Raw genomic sequence first — 13,198 nt, 5'->3', positions numbered from 1 at the left:
GTGTAGAACAATCCAAAAAAAGTATAGATAAGAGCGGGAAGGAGACCGACATGGACCTGGACCCGCGCCTGCTGCGGTATTTCATCGCCGTGGCCGAAGAGCGCCATTTCAGCCGGGCCGCCGTCCGGCTCCATATTTCCCAGCCGCCGCTCAGCTACGCCATCCGGCAGTTGGAGGACAGCGTGGGCGCCCGGCTGCTGAACCGCAGCAGCCGGCACGTGGAACTGACCGACGCCGGGCAGGTGCTGTACCGCGAGGCCTTGACGCTGCTGCGCCAGGCGGAAGAAGTGCGCACGCTGGTGCAGCGCGTGGACGCCGGCCTGCGAGGCAGGCTGCGCATCGGCTTCGTGGGCTCCATGCTGTACCGCGGCCTGCCGGCGCTGCTGAATGCGATGCGGACCGAGCTGCCCGACGTGGAGCACGTGCTGACCGAACTGAATTCGCACGATCAGATCGAGGCGGTGCGGCGCGGCGAGCAGGATCTGGGCTTCATCCACGCCAATCCCCTGCCGAAAGGGGTGGAGGCGCGCGACCTCGTGGCCGAACCCTTCATGGTGTGCCTGCCGCAAGCGCATCCGCTGGCAGGCCGCGCATCGCTGAGGCTGGCCGATCTGGCGGGGGACGATTTCGTGTTCTTTGCCAGGGCGGCTTCGCCGAGCTATTACGAGACGGTGCTGGCCATGTGCGTGTCGGCCGGCTTCATGCCCGTCATCCGGCACGAGGTGAGGCACTGGCTGAGCGTCGCCTCGCTGGTGTCGCAAGGGCTGGGCGTGTCCATCGTGCCGGCCTGCCTGTCGAGCAGCGGCCTGGCCGGCACGCGCTTCATTGAATTCGAGCATGCGGCGCGCTCGGTCAGCCAGGCGATCTGGCCCGGCGCCGGGCGCACGCCGTTGCAGGAGAAGGCCGTGGAGCTGGTGGCGCGCCATTACGGGGCCGGCCCGGAAACTCCCTAGGCCCGGCCTGCAAACAGGCAGCGCCAGAGCCGTCCTGCGGGAGTACACTGATCCGGCCATGTCCTATCGACCGATCCTGCCGCTGACACGCCGCAAGCGTTTCATCACCCGGCTGCGTCATTGCGGCCCTCCGGCGAAGAACTGAACCCCATACGAGGGCGTTTCAGTTTCACTTCTCCGGAGTCGATTGTGGACATTCCCTTTTCTTTTCATCCGCGTCTCTTCGTGGCGCTGCGGGGCTACGACCGCAGCCGTTTCCTGCAGGACCTGGGCGCAGGCCTCACGGTGGCCGTGGTGGCGCTGCCCCTGGCCATGGCCTTCGCCATCGGTTCGGGCCTCAAGCCGGAGGCGGGCCTTTTCACCTCCATCATCGCGGGCTTCCTGATTGCCTTGCTCGGCGGCAGCCGGGTGCAGATCGGCGGGCCGGCGGGCGCGTTCATCGTCATCGTCTACGACATTGTCCAGCAGTACGGCGTGGCCAACCTGATCATCGCCACCGCGCTGTCGGGCGTGCTGCTGTTCGTGATGGGGCTGCTCAGGCTGGGGACGCTGGTGCGCTTCATTCCGGTGGCGGTCATCATCGGCTTCACCAACGGCATCGCGGTGCTGATCGCGCTTTCGCAGGTCAAGGATTTCCTGGGGCTTTCGATTCCCGAGATGCCGGGCGATTTCTTCGGCATCCTGGGGGCGCTGGGCGGCCACCTGTCCACGATCAATCCATGGGCCGCCGGCGTGGCGCTGGTGTCGCTGCTGGTGATCGTCGGCTGGCAGCGCTGGCTGCCGAAGTGGGGCGGACGCCGGGCCGCGCGGCTGACGCGGGTGCCGGGCTCCATTGTGGCGCTGGCGCTGGCCACGGCGGCCGTAGCCATGTTCGGCCTGCCGGTCGAGACCATCGGCAGCCGCTTCGGCGGCATACCGGCGGCGCTGCCCGATTTCACGCTGCCGGCGTTCAGCTGGGAATCGGCCCGCTTTCTGCTCATGCCCACCATCACGCTGGCGGTGCTGGGCGCCATCGAGTCGCTGCTGTGCGCGCGCGTGGCCGACGGCATGATCGGCGACCGGCATGATCCCAACCAGGAATTGATGGCGCAGGGCGTCGCCAACTTCGTCACGCCGTTCTTCGGCGGCATGCCTGCCACCGGCACCATCGCGCGCACGGTAACGAACGTGAAAAGCGGAGCCACCAGCCCGGTCTCGGGCATGGTGCATGCCTTGGTGCTGCTGCTGGTGATCTTGGCGGCCGCGCCGCTTGCGGCCTCCATTCCGCTGGCCACCCTGGCGGCCATCCTGATGTACGTGGCCTGGAACATGGGCGAATGGCGCGAGTTCGCGCGGCTCAGGACCTATCGGCTTCCTTACCGCGTCACGCTGGTGTCGGTGTTCCTGCTGACGGTGATCTTCGATCTGACGATCGCGGTGGAATTCGGCATCTTCGCCGCCTGCATCACCTTCATCTACCGCATTTCCAGCCTGTCGCGCGCGGAACGGATCACGGCGGCCGAGCAGCCCCTGCTGGCCGGGGTGGAGGGTAAGGTGGCGGTCTGGCGCCTGTACGGCACGGTCTTCTTCGGCGCGACCAAGCTGGTGGAGTCGCTTGAGGACCATCTGCCCGAGCGGGCGCTGGTGCTGGACCTGAAGAACGTGATCTACGTGGATTCGACGGGGGCCGAGGCGCTCGAAGGGCTGAGCGATGCATGCGACGCGCGTCAGGTTCGGTTGATCGTTTCCGGGCTGATGGGCCAGCCGCAGGACATTGCGCGCCGCATCGGCTTGTACAAGCGCCTGCAGGGCCATCTGCAGCCCGACGTGGCGAGCGCCACGGCGGCTGCCGTGGCGCTCGCCCGGGCGGACGGCGGCGCGTAGGGGGCAGCCGCCGCCAGCCGGCTAGCGGAAGACCACCGTCTTGTTGCGGTTCAGCAGGATGCGGTGTTCGACGTGGCTGCGCACGGCGCGCGAGAGCACCAGGGATTCGATGTCGCTGCCGACCTGGGTCAGGTCCTGGGCGGTCATCGTGTGGTCCACGCGCTCGATGTCCTGGTCGATGATCGGGCCTTCGTCCAGGTCCGAGGTCACGTAGTGGGCGGTGGCGCCGATGATCTTGACCCCGCGCGCGTGCGCCTGGTGATAGGGGCGGGCGCCCTTGAAGCTGGGCAGGAAGCTGTGGTGGATATTGATGGCGCGGCCGTTCAGGGCGCGGCACATGTCCTCGGACAGGATCTGCATGTAGCGGGCCAGCACCACCAGGTCGATGTTTTCCTGCTCGACCAGGGCCAGCACCTGGCGTTCCTGTTCCGCCTTGGTGTCGGCGGTGACAGGCAGGTGGTGGAAAGGGATGCCGTAGGACGCCGCCAGGCTGGCGTAGTCGTTGTGGTTCGACACGATGGCGGCCACTTCGGCGTGCAGGTGGCCGCTGTGCACGCGGAACAACAGGTCGTTCAGGCAGTGTCCCTGCTTGCTGACCATGATGAGCAGGCGTTCCTTGCGGCGGGCGTCGTGCAGCTTCAGCTCCATTCCGTACTCGTCGGACATGGCGGCCAGGCGGGCGCGCAGGTCGCTGGCGGACACGCCGCCAGGCGCGTCGAAGTGCACCCGCAGGAAGAAGCGCCCGGTTTCCTCGTCGCCGAACTGCTGCGAATCCAGGATGTTGCAGCCCAATTCGAACAACAGGCCGCTGACGCGGTACACGATGCCCGTGCGGTCGGGGCAGGACAGGGTCAGGATGTAGTCGTTGTGCTGCATGGCTCAGGAAAGAAAGAGGAAAAATAAAACCAGAAGGCGGTAAGAATGTTAGCCCTCCCGCCGGGCCGCCCCAAGGGAGGGCAGCCCCCTCGGGGGGCAGCAAGCACGCGTAGCGTGCGCGGCGTGGGGGCACTCATCCAAGCCCTCCCGCCGGGCCGCCCCAAGGGAGGGCAGCCCCCTCGGGGGGCAGCAAGCACGCGCAGCGTGCGCGGCGTGGGGGCTAACCATACAGTAGACGGGCCAGGGCCTCTTCGGCCAGGGCGAGGCTCGAAGTCAGGCCGGGCGACTCGATGCCGAAGAGATTCACCAGGCCGGGCACGCCGTGCGCGGCCGGCCCGAGGATGGCGAAATCGGCGGCGGGTTCGTGCGGGCCGGATATCTTCGGCCGGATGCCCGTGTAGCCGGGTGCCAGGGCGTCGTCGGGCAGGGCCGGCCAATAGCTGCGGACCGCGGCGTAGAACACGTCGGCGCGGGCCGGATCCAGCGTGTAGTCCTCGGTGCCTACCCATTCCGTGTCGGGGCCGAACTTGGCTTGCCCGCCCATGTCCAGCGTCAGGTGCACGCCCAGGCCGGCATGCTGCGGCACGGGGTAGATCAGGCGCGAAAACGGGGCGCGGCCGGACAGCGTGAAATAGCTGCCCTTGCAGAGGTAGTCGGTAGGGATGCTGGCCGGCGGCACGCCGTCGATGCGGCGAGCCAGCGCCGGCGCCTGCAGGCCGGCCGAATTGATGAGCACGTTGCAGCTCAGGCTCATGGCTTCGTCGCCGCCGAACTGCAGTTCAAAGCCGCCTTCCGGCCGCACGCGGCCGGACACCAGCGGCGTGTGGAAGACGCATTGGGCGCCCGCGTTCTCGGCGTCGCCCTGGAACGACAGCATCAGCGCATGGCTGTCCACGATGCCCGTGGACGGCGAGGACAGGGCGGCGGTGCATTGCAGCGCCGGTTCCAGGCGCATGGCGTCTTCGCCCGACAGGAATTGCAGATCGTCGACGCCATTGGCTCGGGCGCGCTGCGCGATGCTTTCGAGTTGCGCGGCCTGCTCGGCGTTGGTGGCCACGATGAGCTTGCCCAGGCGCTTGTGCGGCACGCCGCGCTCCGCGCAATAGGCGTAGAGCAGGTGCTTGCCGCGCACGCACAGCCGGGCCTTGAGGCTGCCAGCGGGATAGTAGATACCCGCGTGTATGACTTCAGAGTTGCGCGAGCTGGTTCCGGTGCCGATGGCCTCGGTGGCTTCTGCCACCAGCACTTCCCGCCCCGACTGGGCTAGCGCGCGCGCGATCGCCAGGCCCACCACGCCCGCGCCGATGACGACGCAATCGACGTCCGCGCTCATGGCGTCTTCCTGGCCGAGCGATCGCCGGCGGGAGTCAGGTCGAAGCCGCCGGCATGGAAAACCAGGGGCGGTTCGGCGCTATGGCCGCAACGCTCCACCTCGCCCACCATGATGACGTGGTCGCCCTCCACGTAGCGGCTGCGGTTGTGGCATTCGAACCAGGCTGCGCAGTGGCCGTCCAGCATGGGTGTGCCGCCCGGGGCGTGGTGCACGGGCAGGCCGGCGTAGCGATCGGGGGTCTTGCCGGTGGCGAAGCGGCGCGCCAGCGCGATCTGTTCGGCGCCCAGCACGTTGACGACGTAGCGCTCGCACTGCTCGAAGGCGGCCAGCGAGGACGAGTTCCGGGACAGGCTCCACAGCACCAGCGGCGGGTTCAGCGAGACGGAGTTGAAGGAACTCACCGTCAGCCCGATGGGGGCACCATCGAGGCCGGCCGTCGTCACGACGGTCACGCCCGTGGCGTAGCGGCCCAGCGCGGTGCGGAAAAAAACAGCGTCAAAATCAGGGGAGGAGGCGGTCATGCAATCGTGGATTGGGGCGGGCGCGCGACGCGCCCGGCATCAAGGCGACAGACGTTCGATCTTCCAGGCCGCGCCTTCCGCGACGTAGCGCAGGCGGTCGTGCAGGCGCGAGGGCCGGCCTTGCCAGAATTCGAATGCGGTGGGCTTCAGGCGGTAACCGCCCCAGTGCGGCGGACGCGGCGGCTCTTCGCCGAAACGCTCGCGGAATTCCCGTTCGCGGGCTTCCAGTTCTTCACGGGTGATGGGCTGGCTCTGGCGCGAAGCCCAGGCGCCGATGCGCGAACCGGCGGGGCGGCTGCGGTAGTAGGCATCCGATTCCTCGGTGGCCACTTTTTCCACCACGCCCTCGATCCGGACCTGGCGTTCCAGCGGCTGCCAGAAAAACAGCAGGCAGGCGCGCGGCTCGGCCTGCAGGTCCAGGCCCTTGCGGGACTCGTAGTTGGTGAAGAACGTGAAGCCGCGCTCGTCGAAGCCCTTGACCAGGACGATGCGCGCGCTGGGCTGGCCGCTGGCGTCCACCGTGGCCAGGGTCATGGCGTTGGGCTCGGGCACCTTGGAAGCCAGGGCCTCGTCGAACCAGAGGGTGAATTGCGCGAACGGCGAAGCCGAGGCCTGGCTTTCGAGCAGGACGTTCTTCTCGTAACTTTGACGCAGATCGGAGACGGACATGGGCGTAAGGATTCAGCGTTGATAACAGGGAGTTTATACCGCCTGGACCGCCGTCCCTCTATTGACCCCGCTCAGGTCTCCGGCAAGCAAGCCCCGGAATCCGGGGCGGGCGCCTCACGCGCCTTCCGGCAGGGGGCGCCCATCCTGCTCCAGCCGCCGGGCGATGGCGTCCAGCCGGGCATCATGGATGCCGGCGGCGCGCAGCGCCTGGGCGGTCTGCACCACATAATCGGTGCAGGGCCCGTAGCGGCCGGCGGCGCGGCGCACGATCTCCAGCAGCTCGGGCTCGGGCAGGGCGCGGATATAGGCGGGATTGTCCCGGTTCATGATGAAGACCAGCGCCCGGACGGTGCCGGCCTCGGTCGTGCAGTTGAGCCAGCGCGGCAGGTAGGCGCCCGTGGACATTTCGCGCTCCCAGAGCGCGGGGAAGTAATTGGGCACCTGGTGGCCGGCCAACCGGTACACCACGCCGCGGCACGAACCGCCCCGGTCCAGGCCGAACACCAGGCCCGGGCATTCCGGGGTGCCCCGGTTCACCCGCGACCACAGGCACAGCGCCCGGTGATGGCCGCGCAGGGTGGCGAGCCGGCGCTCCATGAAGTCGAAATCAGGGCGCCAGATCAGCGAACCGTATCCGTACACCCATACATCCTCGCCCGATTGCCAGTGGCGCAAGGCCTCGTCCAAGGAGCCCTGCCGTTCTTCGGGCGTCCAGAGGCGAAACGGCAGGCTGGAGCCGGGAATGCCGGCGGGAGGGGAAGACGGGATGTTCACGACTACGGTTTGCGGTCAGATTCGATCGGGGGATTGCGGTTGGCCCAGCCCCCGGCCATCAAGGCCAGGGAATAGGCCCAGAAAAGGGGGGCAACGCCAATTACCGCACCGAGCGCGCCGAAGGTCAACGGCAACGAGACCTGGGAGCCGTTGATGAGGGCCATACGCAGGCCTACGGCCTCGGCGGCGCGCCCCGGAGGCGAATGCTGGTGCAGCAGGGACAGCATGCTGGGCTGGCAGCATCCCAGGGCCAGCCCCAGGATGAAAGACAGCACGATCAGCACGGTAACGTCGGTGAACAGCGGGTAAAACATGAAGTCGATGGCCGCCGTCGCCATGGCGACCCGCACTAGCGTCCAGGACCGCACCCGGCGCTGGATCAGCGGGAGAACCAGGCGGATGACGAACGTTGCCGCCGCGAAGGACGCAAGAATCACGCCGATCGTGGTGGCCGACAGCCCGATGGCCACGCCGAAGATGGGCACGACGAACAAATGGGTGTCCCAGGCGCCGGACAGAATGGTGTTCACCATCAGGATGCGGCGCAGCGCGGGCACGGCAAGCAATTCGGTAACGCGCCGCCGTTCGGCCTCTTTTGCCCCGGACAGCAGCGAATCCGCCGCCTTCAATTGGTGACGCAGCACGTAAAGCCCGCCCGCCGACAGCAAGGGGCCCAGCGTGAGCAGGCCGAAGGCCAGGCGGGTGCCCAGGTGGTCGATCGCCAGGCCGGCGATCAGCGGCCCGGAAAAGCCCGACCCCGCCAGGGCCAGCGACATGAAGGAGAAGTTGCGCAGCCGCTGCGTGGGCTCGGCGTGGCCCAGCATGTCCTGGGTGGCGACCTGGTGCAGCATGAAGCCGATGCCGATGCAGCAGGATGCGATGAGCAGCGCCAGCTGGGTCTGGAAGATAAAGGGCAATAGGGTGCCGAACGCGACCAATGTAGTGCCGATGACCAGCGGCCGCACGATGCCGACCCGGTCGACCCAGCGGCCCGCGCGCACCGAGAAAAGCATGGGCAACACGGCGAATACCGCAACCAAAGTGCCCACCTTGAAGGTCGACAGCCCCATTTGCAGTGCGGTCAGCGAGACGGTGATGCGTCCCCCCGTCAGCGCCACGTGATTCATCATGGCCAGGAGGCACAGCAGCACCGCCCCGGAAAATTCCGGGGAACTGGACGGCGAGGAGGGGGATCTATGGGAGGTAGACACGGATACGGCTTAACTGCATTCATTCTGTCCATATCGTCGCCCAATGTCGAGGCGGGCGTGTTTTGCAGTGCCGCAATTGGCGCCAATCGTCCGTTACACGATAAAGGCCATCTAGGGTCGAACTCGCATGCTTATGGCGCAAGATGGCGGCATGTTCGGCGCTTCTGGCCGCGCGGAAGCGGCGCCGGCCCGGGCCAAAGCGTTGTATCGTTCTCGCAACGGAACAATCGGCAGGATCCCTGGCAGCGGCGGCGCTTTACGGTTTTTCACTGTTTTGCCATAGATTGACCATGGTTTGGCCGGGCCCCGCGTTTAGGATGTGCAGGCATCGCGGGCAGGCTGTCCTGGTTCCGTCCGCAATTCGCAATACCGGCGCGGGAGCGGATCCCCGCGCCCCATTCGGCAGGTTCAATGAAAAAGTCCCGCAGCAAGTTCAAACGCTATTCCCTGATAGCCGTTCTGCTCCTCCTGGTCGTTTATGCCGTGCGCGCCGCCTTTTTCTCGGCGCCGCCTCCGCCCACTTTCGCCGTGGCCGAGGTCACGCGCGCCGATCTCGAGGACAGCGTCCTGGCCAGCGGCACCATCGACGCCATCGAGCGCGTGAGCGTGGGCGCCCAGGTTTCCGGCCAGCTGAAATCCCTGAAGGTGGCGCTGGGCGACCGGGTCAAGAAGGGCCAGCTGGTCGCCGAGATCGACGACCTGACCCAGCAGAACGACTTGCGCAACGCCGAGGCCGCCCTGCAGACGCGCCGCGCGGAGCGGGCCGCCAAGGTCGCCATGCTGAAGCAAGCCGAGCTGGCTTTCCGCCGCCAGCGCCAGATGCTGGCCGCGGACGCCAGTTCGCGCGAAGCCTACGAGACCGCGGAAGCCACGCTGGGGGTGACCCGCGCGGAGATCGCGTCGCTGGACGCCCAGATCGCCCAGGCCGAGATCCAGGTGGACACGGCCAAGGTCAACCTGGGCTACACCCGCATCGCATCGCCCATCGACGGCGTGGTGGTGGCGGTGGTCACCAAGGAAGGTCAGACCGTCAATTCGATCCAGAGCGCGCCCACCATCATCAAGGTGGCCCAGGTCGACACCATGACGGTGAAGGCACAGATCTCGGAGGCGGACGTGACCCGCGTGAAGCCCGGCCTGCCCGTGTACTTCACCATTCTGGGCGAGCCCGACGAGCGCTATCACGCCAAGCTGCGGGCGGTGGAGCCCGCGCCGGATTCCATCCAGAAGGACGACGCGGCGTCCTCGCTGACCGCGTCCTCCACCGGCAGTTCCACCACCGCGGCCGTCTATTACAACGGCCTGTTCGACGTGCCCAATCCCGACGAGAAGCTGCGCATCTCGATGACCGCGCAGGTCTTCATCGTGCTGGGCGAGGCCAAGGACACCGTCGTGGTGCCGGCCTCGGCTCTGGGCAAGCGGGGCGAAGACGGCCGCTACGCCGTGCGCGTGGTCCTGAAGGACAACAAGACGGAAGAGCGGCAGGTCAGGATCGGCATGAACAACAACGTCCAGGCGCAGGTGCTGGAGGGGCTGGAGGTGGGCGAGCGGGTCGTGTCGGCCGACGCCGCCCCGGCCGTCCCGGCGCCGGGGGCCTGAGATGAGCGGGCCCCTCATCGCGCTGGCAGGCGTGCGCCGCGAGTTCCCGGCGGGCGAGCAGACCATCGCCGTCCTGAAGGACATCGACCTGGCCATCGAGGCGGGAGAAATGGTGGCCATCGTAGGCGCATCCGGCTCGGGCAAGTCCACGCTGATGAACATCCTGGGCTGCCTGGACCGGCCGACCCGCGGCGAGTACCGGGTGGACGGGCGCAGCACCGGCGAGCTGGACCCGGACGAGCTGGCCGAACTGCGTCGCGAGCATTTCGGCTTCATCTTCCAGCGCTACCACCTGTTGTCGGACCTGACTGCGCTGGGCAACGTCGAAGTGCCGGCCGTCTACGCAGGCAAGCGGCGCGAGGCGCGCCTGACGCGCGCCGGCGAGCTGCTGGAGAGGCTGGGGCTGGGCGAGAGATCCGGGCACCGGCCCGGCCAGCTTTCCGGCGGCCAGCAGCAGCGCGTGAGCATCGCGCGGGCGCTGATGAATGGCGGCGACATCATCCTGGCCGACGAACCCACCGGGGCGCTGGACACGCATACCGGCCAGGAAGTGCTGCGCATCCTGGAAGAGCTGAATGCAGCGGGGCACACCATCATCATCGTGACTCACGATATGAACGTGGCGCGCCATGCCCAGCGCATCATCGAGATCAGCGACGGCGAGATCGTTTCCGACCATCGCAACCCAGACGCCCCGCGGCGCGAGATCGCCAGGGACGAGCCGCCGGGGCTGGCCCAGCGGCCCGCCTGGCAGGCCTACCTGGACCGTTGCGGCGAAGCCCTGCGCATGGCGCTGCTTGCCATGAACGCGCACCGGCTGCGCACCTCGCTGACGATGCTGGGCATCATCATCGGCATCGCGGCGGTGGTGTCCGTGGTTGCGCTGGGCGAGGGCTCGCGCCGCAAGATCCTGGACGACATCAGCGAAATCGGCACCAATACCGTCGAGATATTTCCCGGCAAGGACTTCGGCGACGAGAAGGCCGTCAACATCCGCACGCTGGTGGCCGCGGATGCGGATGCGCTGGCGCGCGAATCCTATGTGGACAGCGTCACGCCCGAGGTGTCCACCAGCAATACGCTGCGCTACCGCAACGTGTCGGTGAACGGGGTGATACAGGGCGTGGGCGAGCAGTATTTCCGCGTGCGCGCGATCAGGCTCGCGCAGGGCAAGTTCTTCGACGAAACCAGCGTGACGCGCCGGGCCCAGGAAGTGGTGATCGACGACGGCACCCGCCGGACGCTGTTCGGTTCGCATACCGACCCCATCGGCCAGGTGGTGTTCCTGGGTTCCATGCCGGCGCGCGTAATCGGGGTGACGCAGAAGAAGGACTCCGTCTTCGGCAGCAAGGACACCTTGAACGTATGGATCCCCTACACCACGGCGCTGTCGCGGGTGCTGGGCCAGCAGCACCTGAAGAGCATCACGGTGCGGGTCAACGACGCCTCGCCGCCCGCCGCGGCGGAGCAGGCCATCGTGCGCCTGCTGACACGCCGGCATGTGGTGAAGGACTTCTTCGTCTTCAACACGGATGCCATCCGCAAGACCATCGAACGCACCACGGCGACGATGACGCTCCTGGTATCCATGATCGCGCTGATCTCGCTGATGGTGGGCGGCATTGGCGTCATGAACATCATGCTGGTCTCGGTCACCGAGCGCACCCGCGAAATCGGCGTGCGCATGGCGGTGGGCGCGCGGCGCAGCGACATCATGCAGCAGTTCCTGATCGAGGCTGTGCTGGTGTGCCTGATCGGCGGAGCGATCGGCATCATTCTTTCCCTGGGGCTGGGCGTGCTCGTGTCCAAGGCCACGGGCGGTTCGTTCACAATGATCTACTCCACGGCGGCCATGGTGGCCGCGTTCACCTGCTCGACGCTGATCGGGGTGCTCTTCGGCTATTTGCCGGCGCGCAATGCGGCGCGGCTGGACCCCGTCGAGGCACTGGCCCGGGAATGAGGACGATGAAAGCGGTTTCCTTGATCTGCAAACCCGCCGCGCTGACGCTGCTGCTGGCGCTTGGCGGCTGCGGCGGCCTGCTGCGCTCCGACTACGAGACGCCGGCGGCCTCGGTGCCGGCGGCCTGGTCCCATGGCCCGGCCGTCTCTGCGGCCCAGGCCGGCGCGCTGGTCGAAGGGGGGGCGTGGTGGCGCAACTTCGGCGACCCGGTGCTCAATGGCCTGGTCGAGGGCGCGCTGGCGCGCAACAATGACCTGGCCGCCGCCGCCATCCGGGTGCGCCGGGCCCAGTACCAGGCCGGCCTGTCCGAAGACCAGCTGTTCCCGCAGCTGGGCGGGACCGCCAACGTGACGCGCACCCGCACGCTCAGCGGCGAACGCTTCACCACGCGGAACAATGCGGCCGAGCTGACCGTCAGCTATGAAGTGGACCTGTGGGGCAGGCTGTCCCGCCAGCGCGATGCCGCGCAATGGGAGGCGCTGGCCACCGAGCAGGACCGCCAGAGCGCGGCGTTGTCGCTGGTCGGCACCACCGCCACGCTGTACTGGCAGACTGCCTTCATCAACCAGCGCATCGCGAGCAGCGAAGAGAGCATCGCCTACGCGCGCAAGACGCAGGACCTGGTACGCGCCCAGTACGCGGCGGGGGGCGCGTCGGCGCTGGAAATGGCCGAGGCCGAGCAGACCGTCGCCAGCCAGCAGGCCGCCCATGAGCTGCTGGTGCAGGCGCGGGTGGAGTACGCGAACGCATTGGCCATTTTGTTCGACGGCCCGCCGGAGCGCACCATGGCCGATCCGCCGCGCCTGCCGCAATATCCGTTGCCCGAGGCGCGCGCCGGCGTCCCGGCCGAACTGCTGGGCCGTCGCCCCGATCTGCGTGCCTCTGAACTGCGCCTGCGGGAATCCCTGGCCAACGTCGACGCGACCCGCGCCAGCTTCTATCCGCCCCTGACCCTGACGGGCGCCCTGGGCAGCGCCAGCCCGACGCTGTCCGACATCCTGCAGAACCCGGTCGGATCGCTGGCCGCCGGGCTGACCTTGCCGTTCCTGCAATGGAACCAGATGCAACTCAACATCAAGATATCCAAGGCGGACTACGAAGAGCGCGTGGTGAATTTCCGGCAGTCGCTGTACCAGGCGATGGCCGACGTGGAAAACGCCCTGTCGAACCGCACTCAGCTGCGTTTGCAGGCCGAGCAGTTGGATGCGTCGCTGCGGGCGGCCCGCCAGGCCGAAAGCCTGTACGAGGTTCGCTACCGGGCGGGCGCAGTGCCGCTGAAGGACTGGCTGGACGCCCAGGAAAAGCGCCGCACGGCCGAGATTGCGCGAGACGAGAACATGCTGAACCGGCTGGTGAACCAGGTAACGGTGTACCAGGCGCTTGGCGGGGATGATGCGGCGGACGAGCTTGCCGGTGTGGCGGCGGGATCTTGAGGCGCT

11 protein-coding genes are annotated in these 13,198 nt (G+C 67.6%); 5 read left to right on the top strand and 6 right to left on the bottom strand.

Annotated features, from left to right (window positions below):
* Nucleotides 1-50 precede the first annotated feature (50 nt).
* Together JL37_RS04985 and JL37_RS04980 are read left to right on the top strand one after the other, a co-directional pair.
* On the top strand, nucleotides 51-953 hold the full coding sequence (locus JL37_RS04985; RefSeq protein ID WP_043542453.1) for a LysR family transcriptional regulator: 903 nt from the start codon (nucleotides 51-53) through the stop codon (nucleotides 951-953).
* A gap of 189 nt (nucleotides 954-1,142) precedes the next feature.
* The gene (locus JL37_RS04980; protein WP_043542451.1) at nucleotides 1,143-2,816 is read left to right on the top strand and encodes a SulP family inorganic anion transporter; all 1,674 of its coding nucleotides are present in this window, start codon (nucleotides 1,143-1,145) and stop codon (nucleotides 2,814-2,816) included.
* A gap of 21 nt (nucleotides 2,817-2,837) precedes the next feature.
* Here the strand turns inward: JL37_RS04980 and purU are convergent, their stop codons facing one another.
* From purU to JL37_RS04950, 6 genes are all read right to left on the bottom strand, one after another.
* On the bottom strand, nucleotides 2,838-3,692 hold the full coding sequence (gene purU / locus JL37_RS04975) for a formyltetrahydrofolate deformylase (protein WP_043542450.1): 855 nt from the start codon (nucleotides 3,690-3,692) through the stop codon (nucleotides 2,838-2,840).
* A gap of 220 nt (nucleotides 3,693-3,912) precedes the next feature.
* Nucleotides 3,913-5,025, bottom strand: coding sequence for an NAD(P)/FAD-dependent oxidoreductase (locus tag JL37_RS04970; protein ID WP_043542449.1), 1,113 nt, complete (start codon nucleotides 5,023-5,025; stop codon nucleotides 3,913-3,915).
* Nucleotides 5,022-5,546, bottom strand: a complete 525-nt coding sequence (locus JL37_RS04965) for a flavin reductase family protein (RefSeq protein ID WP_043542447.1) — start codon at nucleotides 5,544-5,546, stop codon at nucleotides 5,022-5,024. The genes JL37_RS04970 and JL37_RS04965 overlap by 4 nt, the downstream gene beginning before the upstream one ends.
* Nucleotides 5,547-5,585: 39 nt before the next feature.
* The gene (pdxH, locus tag JL37_RS04960; RefSeq protein WP_043542446.1) at nucleotides 5,586-6,215 is read right to left on the bottom strand and encodes a pyridoxamine 5'-phosphate oxidase; all 630 of its coding nucleotides are present in this window, start codon (nucleotides 6,213-6,215) and stop codon (nucleotides 5,586-5,588) included.
* Between the two features lie 114 nt (nucleotides 6,216-6,329).
* The gene (locus JL37_RS04955; protein WP_197064575.1) at nucleotides 6,330-6,983 is read right to left on the bottom strand and encodes a gamma-glutamylcyclotransferase; all 654 of its coding nucleotides are present in this window, start codon (nucleotides 6,981-6,983) and stop codon (nucleotides 6,330-6,332) included.
* Nucleotides 6,984-6,991: 8 nt separating this feature from the next.
* Nucleotides 6,992-8,200 (bottom strand): MFS transporter, encoded by a 1,209-nt coding sequence (locus JL37_RS04950; RefSeq protein WP_156124225.1) that lies wholly within the window; start codon nucleotides 8,198-8,200, stop codon nucleotides 6,992-6,994.
* Between the two features lie 411 nt (nucleotides 8,201-8,611).
* Between JL37_RS04950 and macA the strand changes: the two genes are divergently transcribed.
* The 3 genes from macA to JL37_RS04935 are packed head-to-tail and all read left to right on the top strand — an operon-like array spanning nucleotide 8,612 to nucleotide 13,192.
* Nucleotides 8,612-9,799, top strand: a complete 1,188-nt coding sequence (gene macA / locus JL37_RS04945) for a macrolide transporter subunit MacA (protein WP_043542445.1) — start codon at nucleotides 8,612-8,614, stop codon at nucleotides 9,797-9,799.
* 1 nt (nucleotide 9,800) lies between these two features.
* On the top strand, nucleotides 9,801-11,759 hold the full coding sequence (locus JL37_RS04940; RefSeq protein WP_043542444.1) for a MacB family efflux pump subunit: 1,959 nt from the start codon (nucleotides 9,801-9,803) through the stop codon (nucleotides 11,757-11,759).
* A 5-nt stretch (nucleotides 11,760-11,764) separates the two neighbouring features.
* Entirely contained in the window at nucleotides 11,765-13,192 is a 1,428-nt protein-coding gene (locus JL37_RS04935) for an efflux transporter outer membrane subunit (protein WP_052096868.1), read from the top strand.
* Nucleotides 13,193-13,198 lie beyond the last annotated feature (6 nt).

The sequence above is a fragment of the Achromobacter sp. RTa genome, from assembly GCF_000757485.1.
GTDB lineage: Bacteria > Pseudomonadota > Gammaproteobacteria > Burkholderiales > Burkholderiaceae_B > Achromobacter.
The sequence above is the reverse complement of the archived record's forward strand: the minus strand, read 5'-3'. Positions and strand labels throughout refer to the sequence as shown.

Bases quoted from the DNA above. Each gene is read 5' to 3' on its own strand.
- purU (WP_043542450.1), bottom strand. From the start codon at position 3,692: ATGCAGCACAACGACTACATCCTGACCCTGTCCTGCCCCGACCGCACG.
- JL37_RS04940 (WP_043542444.1), top strand. From the start codon at position 9,801: ATGAGCGGGCCCCTCATCGCGCTGGCAGGCGTGCGCCGCGAGTTCCCG.
- pdxH (WP_043542446.1), bottom strand. From the start codon at position 6,215: ATGTCCGTCTCCGATCTGCGTCAAAGTTACGAGAAGAACGTCCTGCTC.
- JL37_RS04970 (WP_043542449.1), bottom strand. From the start codon at position 5,025: ATGAGCGCGGACGTCGATTGCGTCGTCATCGGCGCGGGCGTGGTGGGC.
- JL37_RS04985 (WP_043542453.1), top strand. From the start codon at position 51: ATGGACCTGGACCCGCGCCTGCTGCGGTATTTCATCGCCGTGGCCGAA.
- JL37_RS04935 (WP_052096868.1), top strand. From the start codon at position 11,765: ATGAAAGCGGTTTCCTTGATCTGCAAACCCGCCGCGCTGACGCTGCTG.
- macA (WP_043542445.1), top strand. From the start codon at position 8,612: ATGAAAAAGTCCCGCAGCAAGTTCAAACGCTATTCCCTGATAGCCGTT.
- JL37_RS04965 (WP_043542447.1), bottom strand. From the start codon at position 5,546: ATGACCGCCTCCTCCCCTGATTTTGACGCTGTTTTTTTCCGCACCGCG.